Consider the following 19,490-nt stretch of genomic DNA (forward strand, 5'->3'; position numbering starts at 1 on the left):
AGTCATAGTAAGGAGGACTTAAAATATGGGTGAAGTCATTGTAGTCACTTCCGGCAAGGGGGGCGTGGGCAAAACTACCACCACCGCCAACCTGGGGATGGGTTTGGCCTCCCACGGGAAAAAAGTGTGTTTGGTGGATGCTGATATCGGGTTGCGCAACCTGGATGTTGTGCTGGGGTTAGAAAACCGTATTGTTTATGACATTGTGGATGTTACCAGCGGGGTATGCCGTATCCGCCAGGCATTAATCAAAGACAAACGCTGTGAGGGCCTGCACCTGCTGCCGGCTGCCCAGACTAAAGATAAAACGGCAGTCAATCCGGACCAAATGCAAGAACTTTGCCAGGAATTAAAAAAGGAATTTGATTATGTTATTATCGACTGCCCGGCGGGCATTGAGCAAGGTTTTAAAAATGCCATTGCCGGGGCAGATAAAGCTATTGTGGTGACTACACCGGAAGTTTCTGCCGTGCGGGATGCCGACCGCATTATCGGGCTTCTGGAAGCCGCCGACCTGCGGGAACCCAAGCTGATCATCAACCGCTACCGTCCCAAGATGGTAAACCGCGGCGACATGATGAGCATTGATGATATGAACGAAATTCTGGCCATTGACCTGCTGGGAGTGGTGCCGGAGGATGAGCAGGTGGTGGTCACCACCAATAAAGGAGAAACGGTGGTGCGAGATGAAAAATCCCAGAGCGGTCAGGCTTACCGTAACATAACCCGCCGTATCCTGGGCGAAAACGTACCGTTAATGAATCTGGAGGAGCAGAGCGGTTTATTCAGCGCTTTAAAGAAAATGATCGGACTTAAGTAGGAAAGGGGGTACCGGAGTGTTAGAATTTCTTAGCAGGGTTTTTGGTCGTGAGTCAACGGGCAGCAAGAATGTGGCAAAGGAAAGATTAAGGCTGGTGCTGGTACACGACCGGGCCAATATTTCACCCGAACTACTTTCGTCCCTAAAAAACGACCTTATTAAAGTAATTTCAAACTATATGGAAATAGACGAACAAGCCCTGGAGGTCAGCCTGGACAGCAATGACCAGCAGGTTGCCCTGGTGGCCAATATTCCGGTAAAAAGCATGAAACGGGCCAAAAGCCTGGCCTAAAAAAGAGATGCGCGGCATCTCTTTTTTGTTGCCGTCGTTCTTCAGGGCCGCCTGACAGCCGGCGGGGCTTTCATTTCTAACAGAAGTATTATATAATTTTTAAGGTTAAGGGTCTGAATTGTGAGGTGAAGGCCTTATGGTGGAAAAACGGCTTCTCAAAAACCTTGATTATATATTGTTGACAGCAGTCATCTTAATTATCTGCTTCAGCCTGGTAATTATCAGCAGCGCTACCCTGGTCAACAGTCCCATGGATTACCGGCAGCAGCAAGAGCTGTGGTCTAAGGATATACAGGGCTTAAACGGAGAAACGCCAAGCGAACCGCTGGGAACAGTCATAATTAAATATGCCAAACTGTTTTTCAGCAGTTTTGTCAAAAAACAAATCTTATTTGTGTTTATTGGCTTACTGGTCATGGTTTTTATCATGTCAGTGCCCTATGAAGACTTGCGGCGGCACCGCAAAGCCATATATATTCTTAATTTATTACTGCTGCTTGTTGTGTTATCACCCCTGGGCCACAGTGCCAAGGGGGCCACCAGGTGGATAAATTTAGGACCTTTTTTGTTGCAGCCGTCAGAGTTTGCCAAAATTTTTATCATCATCACCTTTGCTGATTTTTTAACCAGGCGGGAGGGGAAGTTAAATACCTTAAAAGACTTTATTCCCTGTTTTGTGCATGTGGGGGTTCCCATGCTGCTGATTTTAAAACAGCCTGATCTGGGAACTTCGCTGGTGTTTATTGGCATAATGTTTGCCATGCTGTTTGTGGCGGGAGCCAACAGCAAATTGGTAGCGGGTTTGTTTGTGGGTGGCTGGGCCTTTGCCGTTGCCTGGGTGTGGATGCACTTTAAATTTGGCCTGTGGATACCCCTGAAGGAATATCAATTGGACCGGCTGCTGGTTTTTATTGACCCGTGGAAACAGTGGCACGGTGCCGGTTATCACGTGGTGCAATCACAAATAGCCATTGGTTCCGGCGGATTGGAAGGCAAAGGAATCTACAACGGCAGCCAGAACCAGTTGAACTTTTTACCGGAACAGCACACAGACTTCATTTTTTCAGTGGTGGGCGAAGAAATGGGCTTTATCGGAGTTACTGCCCTGCTGATTTTATTTTTCATTTTGCTGTACCGCGGTATTCGGATTGCTGCCCAGGCCAGGGATTTATACGGCACTTTACTGGCCACCGGCATTGTGGCTATGATCTCTTTTCATATTCTTGTCAATGTAGGCATGGTATCCGGCATCATGCCGGTAACGGGTGTACCCCTGCCCCTGTTCAGCTATGGCGGCAGCAGCATGATGACGAATATGATTGCCGTCGGCATATTACTGAACGTTTATATGCGGCGGCAGAAGATTTTGTTTTAGTTGCTCAGCCAGGGCTTGTCATATTTGTCCCTCCCGCCCAATATACTGTACCAGCGGTGAAACTCCGGAAATACCCGCGGGAGGGAAAGATATGAAAATAGGAAGGTATAATTTTAACCTGTTTAAAAAGAAAAAACGTGACCCTTTAGCAAGCTATTATGCTTACGGCTCTGATGATTGGAGCAGTTCTTACCACACCGGCAGCCGGTGGAAACGCTCCCCCAAACCTGGCAGAAACCGGCAAACCCTGTACCGGTTGGCGGCGGCAGCAGCCATTCTGGTCATATTATTGGTATTAAAAGAGTCTTCCCATCCCTGGAGCCAACAGGCCCGGGAAGGATTGCGCGTGGCCTTGACCACCGAATGGGATGTCACCCCCGTATTGGATAAAGCCATTGCCATTGGCCTGCAAACAGTTAACATGGACTGGCCCATGTTTAACAACGAGTTAACTGAACCGGTTTTGCCAACCACCGCTGATTCTGCCGGGAAAGATGACTGGGCCGTTCCGGTATCCGGCCGGTTAGTGCAGGAGTTTGGCTGGGTTAAAAGCCCGGTGGACAATTTGGAACGTTTTAACCCCGGCATCGATATCAGCGCCCCGGCAGGTGCACCGGTTAAAGCGGTACAGTCCGGTACTGTCAGCCGCCTGGGCCATGACCGCACCTATGGTGACTTTGTGCTGATTGAGCACCGTGCCGGTGAGTATGCGTTATATGCCGGCTTAACCGACATTGCGGTGCTGGAGGGACACCGGGTGCAAACCGGGCAAGTTATTGGGAAAGTAGCGGCGGCAGCCGACGGTGAACCGGTGCTGCATTTTGAAGCAAGAGAAAACAACAAACTGATAGACCCCTTGAAAAAAATTAACCTGACCGACCGGCAGGAGAGTTTCCGGCCATGAGGGTAGGAAGCCTGTGGGGTATTGATGTGCATGTCAACCTGCTGTTTTTGCTTCTCTTGGGTTTATATTTCGTGGCCGGCGTGTTAGAAAAGGGCCTGCTCATTTTTGCCCTGGTTTTATGGCATGAGCTGGCCCATACAATGGCAGCCAGGTTGCTTGCTGTGCGGGTTATCGATGTAGAAATATTGCCTTTTGGCGGCGTAGCCCGGCTGGGCGGCGAAATGAGTGTGCAGCCCGGCAAGGAAATAGCAGTGGCTCTGGCCGGTCCGGCCGCTAACCTGTTTTTGGTGGGGCTGGCCATGGGATTGAAAAATTACGGCTTCTGGTCAGCTGAGCTGGGCCCCTTCTTTATTCAAACCAACCTGATGCTGGCCTTTTTTAATCTTTTACCCGCCCTGCCGCTGGACGGGGGCAGGATTCTGCGGGCTCTTTTATCACTGCAAGTGGGGTTGGCGGAGGCCACACTGCTGGCCGCCCGCTTGGGACAGGTAATAGCCGTGGGGGTAGCCTGCCTGGGTGTGGTGGGTGTGCTGCACCGGACAGTGGGCTTGGATGTGGTAGTGATTGCCTTGTTTGTCCTGTATGCAGCCACCAAAGAAAAAAACCTGGCGCCTTACTTGTTTGTGCGCCACCTGGCCTATAAAAAAGAGGAACTGGTTCAAGCCGGCGTGTTGCCGGCTGAGCAGCTGGTGGCACGGGCTGATGTGCCCGTCAAAGAAATTGTGCGTTTGTTTGTACCCCAAAAGTTTTTTATTATTTTGTTGCTGGACCGACAGCTGGCTACCTTAGGGCAGGTTAATGAGGTGCAAGTGGTTGACGCCCTGTTTAACTATGGCCTGGAATATCCTGTTGGTTCCCTCTTAAAGCCCAAAATATAATTTTAAGCTGCGGACCCTTAACGGGGGCCGCTCTTTTTTGGCGAGGTTAAGTGCTGCCCGGATGTGCCGGAGTTGACTAAGCAGGATTTATTTTATCGGGCGTAGAACATGTTTAAGGAATATTTTTCTAAAGATAAATGGCAATAATAGAAATAATTGTTTTTACAGACACGCATTATTGGAGGCAGATATGAATAAGTTGGAAAAAATTTTGGCCCGGGTAGAAAAACCAGGCCGCTATGTTGGCGGCGAGTGGAATGCCGTTAAAAAAGACTGGCAACAAGCAGACGTCAGGATAGCCTTTGCCTTTCCCGACGTTTATGAAGTGGGCATGTCTCACCTGGGTTTGCAAATACTCTACCATGTGGTAAACAAAAGGCCGGATACCTTGATGGAAAGGGTTTTTGCCCCTTGGGTTGATATGGAGGAACAGCTTCGCCGGGAGAAACTTTTTTTATTCAGCCTGGAATCCCAGCGTCCCCTAGGGGATTTTGACATGCTGGGCTTTACTTTGCAGTACGAAATGAGTTTTAGCAATATCCTGAACATGCTGGATCTGGCCGGGCTGCCGGTACGTTCCGCACAACGGGGCCATACCATGCCGCTGGTCATTGCCGGGGGCCCCTGCGCCTTTAACCCGGAACCGCTGGCCGAATTCATTGACCTGTTTGTGATTGGCGAAGGGGAAGAAGTCATTCATGAATTAATTGATGCTTACAAAGAAATGAAACAGCAAGGCGTCGGCCGCCGGGACATGTTGCGGCAGTTTGCCAAAACCATACCGGGCATTTATGTGCCTTCCCTGTATACAGTGCAGTATAACCGGGACAACACTGTGGCCTCAATAAACCCGGTGGCGGAGGGATTGCCTGCCCGCATTAGCAAACGGGTAGTGCGGGATTTCGATAATGTAGATTTTCCCACCAACCCCATTGTGCCATCGCTGGGCGTGGTACACGACCGGGCCATGTTAGAAGTGCTGCGCGGCTGCACCCGGGGTTGCCGCTTTTGCCAGGCAGGGGTCTTATACCGGCCGGTGCGGGAGAAAAAACCGGAAACATTGATCCGCCAGGCAGAACAAATGATTGCCGGCACCGGCCACGATGAGATTGCCCTCACCTCCTTAAGTACCGCTGATTATACCGGGGTTGCCCGGCTGGTGAAAAACCTGCTCGATATTTACGGCGAGCGGGGCGTCAATGTGTCATTGCCCTCCCTGCGCTTGGATGCTTTTTCCATTGAGCTGGCCAAAGAGGTACAAAAGGTGCGCAAAAGCGGCCTGACCTTTGCGCCGGAGGCCGGCACCCAGCGGTTGCGGGATGTCATAAATAAAAACGTTACCGAACAAAACCTGGTGGATGCAGTCAGCTCAGCCTTTCAAAACGGCTGGTCAGCGGTTAAGCTGTATTTTATGATTGGCCTGCCCACCGAAACATACCAGGACTTGGACGGTATTGCCGACATGGCTAAAAAAGTCATAGAGATCGGCCGGGCCTGCGGTGTGCCCAAAAACAGGCTGAAAGTTACCGTAAGCACCTCCTCCTTTGTGCCCAAGGCTCATACCGCTTTCCAGTGGGAACCGCAAAATTCCTTGCAGGAGCTGCGTGAAAAGCAAAAGTATCTTAAGGAAAAACTGCGGGATAAGAGTATCAACTATAACTGGCATGACCCGGCCACCAGCTTTTTGGAAGCGGTCTTTGCCAAGGGCGACCGCCGCCTGGGCAGAGTGCTGGAGAAGGCCTGGGCTGACGGCGCCCGTTTTGACGGTTGGTCCGAGCATTTTAACTTTGACCTGTGGATGGCTGCCTTTGCAGCCGAGGGAATTGACCCTGCCTGGTACGCATACCGAAAAATTTCCTACGAAGAAGTTTTGCCCTGGGATCATATTGATGCGGGTGTCAGCAAGCGGTTTTTAATCAGAGAGCATAAAAAAGCAATGGCTGAACAGCCAACGGCAGATTGCCGCACCGGCAAGTGTCCCGGCTGTGGCTTGTGTCCGGCCTTTGAAATTAAACCAAGTATTCTGGGAGGTGCGGAGATTGCCCCGTTACAGAGTGAAGTTTAGCAAAGACGGCCCCGCCCGCTACAGTTCCCATCTGGATATGGTACGCTTTTTTGACCGTTCGACCAGACGGGCCGGACTTCCGGTGGCATTTTCCGAGGGTTTTAATCCCCACCCTAAATTCAGCTTTGCAGCCCCGTTGCCGGTGGGAGTGGCGGGTCTGGAAGAATATATGGATATGGAGTTGAAGGAATACCTGGCACCGGATGAGATTGCCCGCCGGCTGGCGGAAAATTTACCGGCGGGTTATGCCATACGGGGCATTAAGGAAGTGCCCGGCCAGGCCCCTGCTTTAATGTCCCGGGTATCCAGAGCTGCTTACCGGGCTGTGACTGCTGCACCCGACAGCTACAGCGAAAGAGCATTGCAGGCAGTTATTGAGCGGTTGATGTCCCGGCAAGAGATTTACATTTCCCGGCAGAGCAAAGGCAAAAGCAAGGATGTTAATATCCGCCCCGGCATTTTTAGACTGGCAGGCAGCCTAAAAGGGCATATACTAGAAATAAATATGGAACTGTTAATCGGCAGCACAGGGAATGTTCGTCCCGAAGAAGTTTTGCGCCTGTTGTCCGGAGACGGGGGAATTCCCGTAGATCCGGAAGATTTTCGCATTTACCGTACCGCTCTGTTGGCCGAGGGTGATACCGGGCCCGTTTCTCTGTGGGAGGCATAAGGACCGGGGCAGGAGAGGAAAAATTATGCTGAAAGAAATTGTGATTAACGTGCAGGAAGAAGAAACCAGGGTTGCCGTGCTGGAAGACAGGGTGCTAATGGAAGTATATATAGAGCGTTCCCAAAACCAGCGGCTGGTTGGCAATATTTTTAAAGGAAAGGTAGAAAACGTCCTGCCGGGCATGCAAGCGGCCTTTGTAGATATCGGTCTGGAGAAAAATGCCTTTTTATATGTAGAAGACGCGCAGCCCTCGCGCCACCCGGAAGCAGCCCATCAAACGGGTTTGCATGTCAACATCGGCGATATCCTAAAACAAGGACAGGAAATAATCGTACAAATTGTCAAGGAACCCATAGGTACCAAAGGTCCCCGGGTAACCACCCATATTACGCTGCCCGGCCGCTACCTGGTACTTATGCCCACGGTTGACTATATCGGGATTTCCCGCCGCATTGAGTCAGAAAAAGAGCGGGAACGGCTGAAAGAGTTGGCTGCCCGGGTAAAGCCGGAAGGCATGGGCGTTATTGTGCGCACGGTGGCTGAAGGGGTAGAGGAAGAAGAATTCCGCCAGGATATCCTGTTATTAAGCAAACTGTGGCGTAAAATTCAAAACCGGGCCGCCAATACCGCCGCTCCCAACCTGCTGCACAGGGATTTGGAGCTGGTGCAGCGGATGCTGCGGGATATTTTCAGCGAAGACGTGGATCGCCTTACTTTAGATTCCCGCAGCGAATACGAAAAAACCCTGGAAATTTTGGATATGATTAATCCCCGGCTCAAACAAAAGGTTTTCCTGGATGAGCGGGAAAATATATTCGAAGATTACGGCATAGCCGTTGAGCTGGAAAAAGCCCTTAAACGCAAGGTATGGCTTAAATGCGGGGCTTACCTGGTGATCGACCAGGCCGAAGCCCTGACAGCCATAGACGTCAACACCGGCAAATATGTGGGCAGCACCACCCTGGAGGATACTGTCTTAAAAACTAATTTGGATGCTGCGGTGGAGATTGCCCGGCAGCTGCGGTTAAGAAATATTGGCGGCATTATTATTGTTGATTTTATCGACATGGCGGAAGAAGAACACCGCCAACAAGTACTGGCGACGCTGGAGGAAGAAATTAAAAAAGATAAAACCAAAACCAATATTCTTGGCATTACCCAACTGGGGCTGGTAGAAATGACCCGCAAAAAAGTCCGCCCCTCGCTGGCGGAAGTGGTGCAAAAACCATGTCCCTATTGTGAAGGCCGAGGAAAGGTGCTTTCAGAAGAAACCGTCAGTATCCAGTTAAAAAGCCAAATCTATCAATTGGCCCGCCAGACGGCGGCAGAAACCATACTGGTGGAGGCCAACCCGGTGGTGGCAGCCAGATTAATTGGCGCCGGCGGGGTGAATTTGCGGGAATTGGAACATAAAACCGGCAAAAACCTCTATATCCGCGGCTCGGCTACCCATCATTTAGAACAGGTTTCCATCAAGCCCTTATCCGAGCAGGAAGAAATATCATCCCAGACCGTACCGGTTAAAGCCGGGGAGATTATTGAGCTAAAGGTAGAAGAACCCCACATTTCCAATCCCAGCGACGGCATCGCCAGGTTGGAAGGCTTTATTATCGACGTGGAAGGCGGCGGCGCCCTGGTGGGAGAAGTTGTGACGGTGGAAATTGTTAAAGTACACCGCACCTATGCCAAAGCCAGATTAATTTAAACCCCTTACATTGACAAATAACTCGGATGTGGTAAAATATAAATCTGTAGGTGCTTTTTTGCCCACATACCGCTCAGCAGAGGTTTTAAACCGGCCCGGCCGGTACCTTGATGGCGAGTCCTGACAGGGGGAGGTGTAGTTATGTACGCAGTGATAGTTACCGGTGGCAAGCAGTACAAGGTTCAGGAAGGCGATACCCTGTACATTGAAAAATTGCCTGCCGAAGCAGGTCAAAAGGTTGAAGTAACCGATGTCCTGCTGGTGGAAAAGGATGGCCAACTGAAGGTAGGTACCCCTAAAGTAGAAGGGGCCAAAGTAATCCTGGATGTTGTACGCCATGGCAAAGGCAAAAAAATTATTGTCTTCAAATACAAGCCTAAGAAAAACTACCGCCGCAAGAAAGGCCATCGCCAGCCTTTCACCCAGGTGGTTGTAGAAAAGATTGAAGCTTAGTTTATTCGGTCACCGATAGGGAGGTGAGACTTTATGGCTCATAAGAAAGGCGTCGGCAGTTCACGTAACGGTCGTGATTCAGAATCCAAACGGCTTGGGGTAAAAGAAGGCGACGGTAAATTTGTTACCGCCGGCAGCATTCTGGTCAGACAGCGGGGCACTAAAATTTACCCCGGTGCCAATGTCGGTCGTGGCGGCGACGACACCCTGTTTGCCAAAGTAGACGGCATTGTTAGATTTGAGCGTAAAGGTCGGGACAAAAAACAAGTCAGCATTGTGGTTCCCGAAGTTATTGCGCAGTAACTTTTAACCAGCCTGCAGAAACAGGCTGGTTTTTTAGTGTTTGTGCCAGGAGGGAAATAAAACCTGCTGTCGAATATTTTGGCAAACAGTCTTGAAAGGAAGTTGACCAATGGAACTCAAAGGTCTTTTAGAAGTTATCCAGGTGCAAAGGCATGATTTTTTAAACCATTTACAGGTGATTTCCGGTCTGCTCCAACTGAACAAAGGGGAACGAGTGAGGGACTATATCAAGCAGGTTTGCGGGGAATACGAGCGCCTGGCCCGGGTTACCCGCCTATCTTCCCCGGAAGTCAAGGCTGTTATTTTAATTGCCCAGAACGAAGCCGCCAAACACCAGGTGGATTTCGCCATAGATATTGACAGCAACTTAGCCTCCCTGGCCGTACCCGGCGAGGTGGCTGCTGCAGCACTTGATCGTTCTTTTAAACAAGCGCTGAAATTCCTGGCGCCGCCGCAAGTAACCGACCGTCGCCTCAAGCTGTCTGTCAGCGAAGGCGAACGCAAAATCACTTTTAAGCTGGGAGTGCCCGGCATGGCGGCGGAAGTAGCCAAGGAAGCCGGCGAGCAAATGGAGCTGGCACAATTTTTAGCACCCTACAACAGCACTGCCAAGCTGGCTGTGACAGATAAAGGGGCGGAAGTATACCTGGTCTTTCCGCGGAGTACTTCAGACAAGGTGAGTAAATAATATTAACAATGGCAAATCAGGCTTAAGAAGTAAAAGACGGTAAATAATACTACTGGGTGATGCAAAACAATGTTCTACGACAGAGCGAAGATATACGTTAAAGGCGGCGATGGCGGCAACGGCTGTATTGCCATGCGCCGTGAAAAATATGTGCCCTTTGGGGGTCCCTGGGGCGGCGATGGCGGCCGCGGCGGAGATGTTATTTTTATTGCGGATGAAGGCTTGAATACCCTGCAGGATTTTCGCTACAAGAAACACTTTAAGGCACAGCGGGGCGGCCACGGGATGGGAAAAAACATGAACGGGGCGGCCGGTGAAGACTTAATTGTCAAAGTGCCGGCGGGTACAGTGGTGCGGGAAGCTGAAACCGGCCGCCTGATTGCCGATCTGGTTGAGGGCGGCCAGCAGGTGGTGGTTGCCCGGGGCGGCAGGGGTGGCCGTGGCAATGTACACTTTGCTTCGGGAACCAACAAAGCTCCCAGAATCGCCGAAAAGGGCGAACCGGGCGAAGAACTCTGGGTGGAATTGGAATTAAAGCTGATTGCCGACGTGGGCCTCATCGGTTTTCCCAATGCCGGCAAATCAACCTTTATTTCTATGGTTTCTGCCGCCAAACCTAAAATTGCCGATTATCCTTTTACCACCCTGGTTCCCAACCTAGGTGTGGTTGATGCGGGAGATGAGCGCAGTTTTGTGTTGGCCGACATACCGGGCCTGATTGAAGGGGCTTCCCAGGGAGTGGGCCTGGGCCACGAATTTTTACGGCATACCGAACGCACCCGCCTGCTGATCCATGTGGTGGATACCGCCGGCACCGAAGGAAGGGATCCGGTGGAAGATATAAAAATTATCAACCGGGAGCTGGCTCTGTACGATCCCCAGCTGGCCCAGCGGCCACAAATCATTGCCGCCAACAAAATGGACATTATGCCCCAGGCGGCGGAGAATTTGGAGCGCATTAAAGAGGCCTTTGGCCGGCAATACGAAATTTTTCCTGTGTCGGCTGCCACCGGCCAGGGATTAACGGCAATTATCCACCGGGTGGCAGAACTTTTAGAGAAGCTGCCTAAAAAAGAAGCGGCCCAACCGGCAGAGGAGCGGCTGACGGTTTTCCAGCCGGCTGAGCGGTTTAAAATAAAGCGTGACATAGATGGCAACTGGCGGGTAACCGGCAAAGAAATTGAACGGCATGTAGCCATGACTTACCTGGAAGAGGAAGAATCGGTGGAACGCCTGCAGAGGATTATGAAACTGATGGGCCTTGAACAGGGGTTGCTGAATGCCGGAGTAAAGGAAGGCGACATAGTACGCATTGGCAACTGGGAATTTGAATGGACACAATAAAGCGGCCGAGAAGGCGGCAATTCTCTTGCCTGAACTGACGGAAGCGGTTTTCTTGAACAGAAAAAACCGCTTTGTCGGCAGGGTGGAAGTGGCGGGCCGGCCTTATGACGCCCATGTGCCAAGTTCCGGCAGAATGAAGGAGCTGCTTTTTCCCGGTAACCGGGTTTATGTGGCGGCCATGCCGCCGGGTAAAAAAACCGGCTACCGTATACACCTGGCTGCTTTTGGGGGAGTTTTGGTTTCGGTGGACTCCCTGCTGCCCAACCGGCTTATCAACCTGGCCCTGGCCGGCGGCATATTGGATCAGTTTGCCGGTTATCAAGAAATAAAGAAAGAAGTGGGCTACGGGGCAAGCCGCTTTGATTTTTATCTGAGCGGTGCTGCCGGCAGGTGCTTGATGGAAGTAAAATCTGTAACCCTGGTGGAAGAAGGGGTTGCCAAGTTTCCGGATGCCCCGTCCGAACGGGGCACCAAACACTTGCTGGAACTGGCCCGGGCGGCGGCTGCCGGTATACGGGCGGCAGTTATATTTGTGGTACAGCGGGAGGATGCTGCCGGCTTTTCTCCCAACCAGGCTGCCGACCCACCCTTTGCCCGGGCTCTGCGCCAGGCTGCCGCTGCCGGCGTGGAAATATCCGCCCTGTCTTGCCAAGTTACCAGAAGTACTGTCAGGCTGCAGCATTACTTGCCTGTCCAGTTATAGAGGAGGAGTGGAGCAAATGAAAGAAGACGTCAAGTACAACGACCATTTAAAGGAACTGCTGGAGCAACTGCCTAAAGGAGCCTTTCTAACCGTCAAAGATGGTGACAAACTAAACACTATGACCATCGGCTGGGGTACTGTGGGCTTCATCTGGCAAAAGCCGGTTTTTGTGGTGATGGTTCGGAAATCCAGGTATACCTACCATTTGTTAGAAAACGCCCAAGAATTTACGGTCAGCATCCCTGTCAAAAAAGATTTGAAAAAAGCTCTGGCTTTTTGCGGTACTAAATCAGGCCGCGAATTTGATAAATTTAAGGAATGCAAGCTCACCCCGGAACCCGGGAAAGTAGTCAACACGCCGGTTATCGGTGAATGTGATTTGCACTATGAGTGCAAGGTTATCTACCGGCAGTCCATGGAACCTGCTTTGGTGGCAGAAAACATTAAGAAACTGGCCTACGCCAAAGGCGACTACCACGTTATGTACTACGGTGAAATTGTAGCTTGTTACGTTAAGGAGTAGATTTAATAGCGGCACTGAAACAATACATATATATATATGTTGGAAGTTAATGCAAATGTAAGCCGGTCCGAGGACCGGTTTTTGTTTTATAAAAAATATGGAATATTCTGCATAATAAAGAGGAAAATTATAGAAAAAGGAGAATTGTAATTTAAATTTATTTCCCATTTACAAGGGGGCTATATATCTTGCTTGAGCGTTTCAAACTGGTCAAGTATGAAGTGGTGCTAAAGGCGGGAGCAGACGGGCTGGTTCTTCCACCTTACAAGGGGAGTACCCTGCGGGGGGGCTTTGGCAGTGCCTTTCAGCGTATTGCCTGTGCCCAGCGTAATAATATCTGCAAGAATTGTTTATTAAAAACATCATGTCCTTATGTTTACATTTTTGAAACCACCCCGGCACCCGGTGGGCAGGCCTTACGCAACTACGAATCTATTCCCAGACCATTTATCCTTGAACCGCCCCTTGATACCAAAACCCACTATGCAGCTGGGGAACAACTTACTTTTAACCTTATTCTTGTGGGTAAAGCCATTGAATACTTACCTTACTTTATAGTCAGTTTTAAAGAATTGGGCCGCTATGGCATGGGAAAAGGTCGCAAAGAATTTGCTTTACAAGAAATAAGAACAGTCAACCCATTAACCGGGCAAACGGAAGCAATTTACGCCGAGCCGGATTATCTGATTAAACCGCACAAGTTTGAAATTACCGGAGCAGATTTTAAGGCAACCGAATTTTCCAGGTCCGGTAAACTTACAATTAATTATAAAACCATGACCAGGCTTAAGTTTGCTGATGAATATGTTGAAAGAATTGAATTTCATATTTTGATCAGAAACCTGCTGCGCCGCATTTCGTCCCTGGCCTATTTTCACCACAATTGGGAAATAGAGGCGGACTTTGCCAGCCTTATCGAAAAGGCAAGCAAAGTAAAAATTATTCAGGATAATACTCGCTGGGTAGATTGGGAACGTTATTCCAGCCGGCAAGACAGCCGAATTAATTTGGGAGGAGTTGTGGGGGAAGTAACCTATCAGGGTGATATAGAAGAATTTTTACCGCTGATCTTGTTAGGTCAATACATCCATGTGGGTAAGGCTGCAGTATTTGGGATGGGTTGGTATGAGGTTCAAGGAGGTGAACTGTGATCGAAACTAAGATACAATACACCGGCCACTTTTTCGTTGATGCGGGAATTGCGGTGATGGAGCATTACCTTCAAAAAGAATGTCAATCTTTTAGCCAAGAAGACCTAGACAAAGCAGCCCAGTGGCTAACTGTTTTGTACCAAAGAAAAGATATAAAAGGTTATCTTACTATTCATTTTCCCAACTCTGGATGGTGTAATGCCACAATTTCTACAGAAAAAAAGGCAGAATACCAAGAAAAAGTTTTAAAATCATATTTATTAAAACCAATCGGAGAAAGGGAGTGTGTTTATTGCCACAGGCCGGCCCAGTTCCTGGCCGACCGGCAGCATATTCCACTTCTGACCGGCATGACTACCATCATTACTTCACCGGGAGGGGTTCCGGGACTGCCGGTATGTGGTTACTGTCTTATGGCTGTGCAATTTTATCCCCTGGCTACTCTAAAATGTCAGGGTAAGCCTCTTTTTTGGTGGACTCCGGAACCGCAACTGTTAAGCGAACTCACAGGCGAATATTTCCGGCAATTAATGCAGTTGCTGGCCGGAGGCAGTGAGAAGTTAGTAAATCTTGATTGGCCAAGAACCATGCTATTAAATACTGCTTCTAGGGTGTTAGATACTTACGGCGATGATAAGCCTTTGGCGGACTGTATCGGGTTACATGTAACCAACTATGGAGCAGGACCCGATTATCATCAGTATCGCATTCCGAAGGAGCTGCTGGAATTTTTGTCTGAAATTAAAGTCATGGAACAAGAAGTCAGGGATGCGCACCAGTATATCATTCAAAAGGCATGGGAAAAGGAGAAAAAAGCCGGCGACAAAATAAATTCTGAAAACAATAGTACCGGAATAACCAGGAATTTTTACTTTGAAGCTTTAGTTAAGGCATTTGAAGATGTAGATTGGCAAAAAAATATAAGAGGCATAGTTGGGGAATTTCACCTAAAAACTAAACCTGAAGAATTTCATTACAATAGCTTTAAATTAACCAGATTCTTTCTTGAAAAGGTGGGGGGCATGGAAAAACAAAGATTAGATATTATTAAAAAAATTGCTGACCAAATCGCAAATCATCTAATTATTGGCAATAATGAAAAGAAATGGCTGAATGATTTATATTTTCGAGAATCTAAACCATCTCACTTTACGGGGTATTTAATTAAGGCGCAAAAAAGTTTAGCGGAAAAAGGGCAATCATTTACCTTTGAAGATGTTTTAATAATGCTTGATATTTACTCCATTGATGATGCGGGAGTAAAAGACTTCTGGTTAGTGCGGGACCTGTTTTTAATTAGACTACTTGAGATAATTGGCAAGCATAAGCGAGATTTACTGGAAGATCTTCAGTTTGCGGATGAAGATGAAATAGAAGGATGTAATTAGGAGGTAATAATAATGAGTTTTCTTTCCGGGTTATTTCTGTTGGATTGTCCGGCATCTGCATTAAACAATGCCGGCAAAATTGAAGGGTCAAGAACTGATAACACAGTTGCAGTAAAGCAAATTAAAACAAGAGAAGGAATATATCCGTATGTTTCTGCACAAGCATTTCGTTATTGGTGGAGGGAAGCCCTTAAGGAAGTCCCTGGTTGGACATCCTCTCCCATTTTTCGAGAAGGTAAGATTGCTTATACCGATGCTAACCCTTTACTTTATGCAGAAGATGATTGTTTTGGTTATATGAGGGCTCCCTCCAAAAAAGCCGATGCTAAAAAGAGCAGAGAAGAAAATAATTTACTGGCAGAGGCAACTCCTGTAGAAAATAATGTGGTTTTAACCCGGCAGTCACCTTTAAAAGTTAGTACGCTTGTTTCTCTCGGACCTTTAAGAGAAGTTACCACAGATTTTGGAGTGATGTCACGACATGAGGGGGATGCAGTACCCTTTGAACACGAATTCTACAGAAGTACACTGCAGGGCTTGTTTTCACTTGATCTCAGGGCAGTGGGCCGCTTTTATCATATTGACAGGACAGGCTTCCGGCATATTGATCAACCCAGAATAAAGCAAGCACAAGAAATGGGTTTGCAGGAGTACGATAATGGCAAAGCATACCAACTTTCTTTAGACCAGAGATATGAAAGAATTAAACAACTATTACAGGGCTTTTCTAAAATTAACGGGGGTGCCAAACTGTCAATACATTACACTGATGTATCACCGAAATTTATTATTATAGCTGTTGCAAAAGGTGGTAATCATCTTTTCTCAACTTCTGTAGGGACAGACAGCAAAGGATTGCCCGAAATTAAAAATGAAGCTATAAAAGAAGCAGCCAGAGTATTCAAAGATGAAATAATTAGCGGTATTTATGTTGGCCTGCCATATGGTTATTTAGATGCCCAGAGAGAAAAATTAATTCAAACATTATCTGAAATTACTAAGTTGGATGATTATGGTTTCCGAAAAACATTTTTAGGGCATCCCAAAGAAGTTATAGACAAGTTTTTGAAAGATTTAGAGGAGAACAAGGAAGTATGGCTAGTCTAGAAAAAGTACTCAAAATAAAGATTAGTGCATTAACATCCTCATTCAGATACCCTTTTGTTATGATTGGACGCTTGCCAACGTATGTAATGCCACCACCGGCAACCATTTATGGTAATCTTTGTGGGGTTTTAGGAGAATGGTTTGACCCGTCCGGTTTAGAGTTTGCTTATACTTTTTCTCATCGGGGAATTGGTGAGGATGTCGAGTTGGCGCATGTTTTAGAAGTATCTACCGGTAAAAAAGACAAGAAACTTGGCAACTTACCTAAAAATGTTGAGGGTAGTCTTAACCCTCAAAAACGTCAGTTTTTGTTAAAACCTAACATGACCTTGTATCTTCGAGGTCCCCATCATTTATTGGAACACTTAAAAGCAGGTTTTTTGAGTCCTAGGTTTGCTTATTTATTGGGGCGCAGCCAGGATTTAGCAACTTGTCATTCTGTAGAATATATAGAATTATTTGAAAGCAACCGGGCTTTTTTCTCGCACACTTTACTTCCCTGGCGTTTAAGACAATACGTTCTGGTCGGAGAGCCGGTACATATGCCTATGGTTATTAATTACCATAAAATGAGGGAACCGGCTTTTGAAAGATATTTGCAGATTACTGATAAAGCATTGCGTATTTTTGGGGAAGGATTAGAGGAAGATATAATTTCCCGTTCAGAGTTTAACAATTTACTAATAGACAAAACAGAAAAAAAGACATTTTTGGGCCGAGAACTATATCGTGGCTTATGGTTTCACCCGATTAAAGGAATAGATCAAAATGTATAAAGCTGAGGTAAAACAAGCACTGGCGGATGTTTGGGCGAAAAGTAAAGATAGCTCCGGAGAAACCGGGCTATCTTTACTTCAACATACCGATAATGTTGTTAAGCAAATGGGACAGTTCTTAGTGCTTTACGAAAAAGAATTAAAGCAGTTATCTGAAATTAACTTACCAAGAATTCTGCTCTATGGAGCTTTAATGCACGACTTTGGCAAAATACATCCGGGGTTTCAAAATATGCTGATAACAGGGAAAAAATATGGCCACCGGCATGAAATTCTAAGCCTTGGTTTTCTGGAATTTTTAGATATCCCAGAGGAAGAAAAATCTTATTTAGCTGCTGCCATTGCTTTTCATCATAAAGGCTGGTTAGATCTAACACAGCGTTCACCCAGCTATTTTATGCCTAAAGTGCCATTTGAAAAAATTAATACCATACAAGAATTGCTTGAGGGGCTACAATTACACCATATACAAGGTTTATATTTACTTTTGCAAAATGCCGAACAGTATTTTCTTGATCTGACGGGTATTAAAATATCACCATACACTGTTAAAAATAATAAACTTACACCGGAAGGAATTTATAAAAACCTATTTATTATTCATCAATTAATAAATTCTTTTATATCCGGCCAAGGATTTAGGCGAAAAATTAACCGATCTGTTTGTCACTATGCTACCATTACCAGAGGGTTTATCTTATCTGCGGACCACTTAGCCAGTGCCAAACCTATGAAATTAATTCCGGGGTTTGTATCAATAAATCAAGTACTTAAAGGATTGAAAAGAAATTATGAATTACTTTATCATCATCAAAAAGAACTGAGTACCTTAAACGGTAGTCAAATATTAATAGCACCTACCGGTTCCGGTAAAACTGAAGCAGCATTACTATGGGCAGGTTCTGTTCGGGAGAAGAAAAAAACTCGGGGTAGACTATTTTTTATACTACCATATAGAGCCAGCATTAATGCCATGGTAATAAGGTTGCAGAGGATTTTTGGAGAAAAATCAACTGCTGCTGTTCATGGGAAAACATTAGTACAATGCTATATGGAGTTGATGGAGAAAGGTTATACCCACAAGGAAGCACAAAAGGTAGCACGCTATCAGGAATCATTGAGCAGGTTAAATACTACGCCAATTAGGGTATGTACACCATACCAATTATTAAAAACCTTTTTTGCCCCGAAAGGTTACGAGGCTTTAATCTGTTCTTCTTTGGGAGCTCAACTGGTCTTTGATGAAATTCATGCCTATGATCCGGAAGTAACCGCTATGTCATTAGTAACAGCAAAATATATGAAAAACGTTATGGATGCTGAATGTTTATTTATGAGTGCCACTATGCCTGCCCACTTAAGAGAGGTGCTGTATAAGGAATTTTCATTAGTAAAGTCTGTAGTGCCGCCACTTGACTATTATAAAACGAGACACCGATTACGCCTAATTGATAACAGTATTATGGAAGAAAAAGCAATTGAACAGATTATAGAAGCTTCTAAACAGGGTTCAGTATTAGTTGTTGCCAACCGGGTATCGAGGGCAATCATTATAGGTAAAAGATTATGTGAAGCGGGTTTGACCGATGTTAAGATAATTCATGGAAGATTTTGTCCAAAAGATAGAAGTAAAAAAGAGGAGGAACTGCAGCCCAGACCCGGTAAAGTGTTGATATCCACTCAAGTGGTTGAAGTATCGCTTGATATTGACTATGATACTGTTTTTACCGAGCTTGCACCTCTTGAATCTTTATTGCAGAGGTTTGGTCGAGTGAATAGAAAAGGTCAAAAAAAAATCCCCAGCATTGTTAACGTATTTACCAATTTTGATAATAACATTAACCCTTTTAGTCCTTATCAAAAAGAGCATTTACATCAGGTCCTAACTGTATTGCGTGAATATATAGCAAATAATCCTTCTGGGGAGATTAAAGAGTCAGAGATTCAAGAACTGTTGGATAAAAGTTACCCACAATATTTAAAAGGTGAACTTTTTTTTCAAATAACTCAAAAGATGGAGGAATTTGACCGTTATTTTATTAAGGAAATGTTACCTTTAGGAGTAATGGAAAACGATAAAATAAAAAAATTAACACAAGCATGGGATGATCTTTTTGATGGTAAGGAAGTACTTCCATATGTATTCCTTGATGAAGCCAGACAAGCCGCTACCCCTTTGGATATTAATAATTTATTGGTTACTATTTCAAATAAACAACTTGCCAAACTAAAAAAAGAAGAAAAGGTCTGGTGGGATGAAAAATTAAAGCAATATATTACAAATTGCGAATACAATTATGAATATGGGCTAATAATTTAGTATGTTGTGAATAGAGTTAATAATA

General features: G+C 46.6%; 19 protein-coding genes. All 19 read left to right on the top strand.

Annotation, left to right across the window (positions count from 1 at the left end; translation table 11 throughout):
• Positions 1-25: 25 nt before the first annotated feature.
• Entirely contained in the window at positions 26-820 is a 795-nt protein-coding gene (gene minD / locus DESHY_RS04210; protein ID WP_008410672.1) for a septum site-determining protein MinD, read from the top strand.
• Between the two features lie 16 nt (positions 821-836).
• Positions 837-1,112 (top strand): cell division topological specificity factor MinE, encoded by a 276-nt coding sequence (gene minE, locus DESHY_RS04215; RefSeq protein WP_008410674.1) that lies wholly within the window; start codon positions 837-839, stop codon positions 1,110-1,112.
• Positions 1,113-1,248: 136 nt separating this feature from the next.
• A complete protein-coding gene (gene rodA / locus DESHY_RS04220; protein WP_008410676.1) occupies positions 1,249-2,487 on the top strand; it encodes a rod shape-determining protein RodA in 1,239 nt (412 codons plus the stop codon).
• A gap of 91 nt (positions 2,488-2,578) precedes the next feature.
• On the top strand, positions 2,579-3,391 hold the full coding sequence (locus DESHY_RS04225; protein ID WP_008410678.1) for a M23 family metallopeptidase: 813 nt from the start codon (positions 2,579-2,581) through the stop codon (positions 3,389-3,391).
• Entirely contained in the window at positions 3,388-4,269 is an 882-nt protein-coding gene (locus DESHY_RS04230) for a M50 family metallopeptidase (protein WP_008410679.1), read from the top strand. Before DESHY_RS04225 ends, DESHY_RS04230 begins: the two co-directional genes overlap by 4 nt.
• A 190-nt stretch (positions 4,270-4,459) precedes the next feature.
• The gene (locus DESHY_RS04235; RefSeq protein WP_008410680.1) at positions 4,460-6,334 is read left to right on the top strand and encodes a TIGR03960 family B12-binding radical SAM protein; all 1,875 of its coding nucleotides are present in this window, start codon (positions 4,460-4,462) and stop codon (positions 6,332-6,334) included.
• A complete protein-coding gene (locus tag DESHY_RS04240; RefSeq protein WP_008410683.1) occupies positions 6,300-7,004 on the top strand; it encodes a TIGR03936 family radical SAM-associated protein in 705 nt (234 codons plus the stop codon). The genes DESHY_RS04235 and DESHY_RS04240 overlap by 35 nt, the downstream gene beginning before the upstream one ends.
• A 25-nt stretch (positions 7,005-7,029) precedes the next feature.
• Entirely contained in the window at positions 7,030-8,709 is a 1,680-nt protein-coding gene (locus tag DESHY_RS04245) for an Rne/Rng family ribonuclease (protein WP_008410684.1), read from the top strand.
• 141 nt (positions 8,710-8,850) lie between these two features.
• A complete protein-coding gene (gene rplU / locus DESHY_RS04250) occupies positions 8,851-9,162 on the top strand; it encodes a 50S ribosomal protein L21 (protein WP_008410686.1) in 312 nt (103 codons plus the stop codon).
• Between the two features lie 33 nt (positions 9,163-9,195).
• On the top strand, positions 9,196-9,465 hold the full coding sequence (rpmA, locus tag DESHY_RS04255) for a 50S ribosomal protein L27 (RefSeq protein ID WP_008410688.1): 270 nt from the start codon (positions 9,196-9,198) through the stop codon (positions 9,463-9,465).
• 109 nt (positions 9,466-9,574) lie between these two features.
• Entirely contained in the window at positions 9,575-10,153 is a 579-nt protein-coding gene (locus tag DESHY_RS04260; RefSeq protein ID WP_008410691.1) for a Spo0B domain-containing protein, read from the top strand.
• A gap of 69 nt (positions 10,154-10,222) precedes the next feature.
• Positions 10,223-11,497: a GTPase ObgE gene (obgE, locus tag DESHY_RS04265; protein ID WP_008410693.1), complete on the top strand. Its 1,275-nt coding sequence runs from the start codon at positions 10,223-10,225 to the stop codon at positions 11,495-11,497.
• On the top strand, positions 11,481-12,200 hold the full coding sequence (gene sfsA, locus DESHY_RS04270) for a DNA/RNA nuclease SfsA (protein ID WP_008410694.1): 720 nt from the start codon (positions 11,481-11,483) through the stop codon (positions 12,198-12,200). The genes obgE and sfsA overlap by 17 nt, the downstream gene beginning before the upstream one ends.
• A 16-nt stretch (positions 12,201-12,216) precedes the next feature.
• Complete coding sequence (locus DESHY_RS04275; protein WP_048817876.1) at positions 12,217-12,723, top strand: flavin reductase family protein; 507 nt, start codon at positions 12,217-12,219, stop codon at positions 12,721-12,723.
• A gap of 188 nt (positions 12,724-12,911) precedes the next feature.
• Positions 12,912-13,874, top strand: a complete 963-nt coding sequence (gene cas6 / locus DESHY_RS04280; protein WP_008410696.1) for a CRISPR system precrRNA processing endoribonuclease RAMP protein Cas6 — start codon at positions 12,912-12,914, stop codon at positions 13,872-13,874.
• On the top strand, positions 13,871-15,262 hold the full coding sequence (locus tag DESHY_RS04285; RefSeq protein WP_008410697.1) for a hypothetical protein: 1,392 nt from the start codon (positions 13,871-13,873) through the stop codon (positions 15,260-15,262). Before cas6 ends, DESHY_RS04285 begins: the two co-directional genes overlap by 4 nt.
• 12 nt (positions 15,263-15,274) lie before the next feature.
• Positions 15,275-16,369, top strand: a complete 1,095-nt coding sequence (gene cas7i, locus DESHY_RS04290) for a type I-B CRISPR-associated protein Cas7/Cst2/DevR (protein ID WP_008410698.1) — start codon at positions 15,275-15,277, stop codon at positions 16,367-16,369.
• Positions 16,357-17,145 carry a CRISPR-associated protein Cas5 gene (cas5, locus tag DESHY_RS04295; protein WP_008410699.1) on the top strand — a complete coding sequence of 263 codons (789 nt, stop codon included), beginning with the start codon at positions 16,357-16,359 and terminating at the stop codon, positions 17,143-17,145. Before cas7i ends, cas5 begins: the two co-directional genes overlap by 13 nt.
• Complete coding sequence (locus tag DESHY_RS04300; protein WP_008410700.1) at positions 17,138-19,465, top strand: CRISPR-associated helicase/endonuclease Cas3; 2,328 nt, start codon at positions 17,138-17,140, stop codon at positions 19,463-19,465. The genes cas5 and DESHY_RS04300 overlap by 8 nt, the downstream gene beginning before the upstream one ends.
• Positions 19,466-19,490 lie beyond the last annotated feature (25 nt).

Origin of the sequence: Desulforamulus hydrothermalis Lam5 = DSM 18033 (assembly GCF_000315365.1) — a bacterium.
GTDB classification, from domain to species: domain Bacteria; phylum Bacillota; class Desulfotomaculia; order Desulfotomaculales; family Desulfotomaculaceae; genus Desulfotomaculum; species Desulfotomaculum hydrothermale.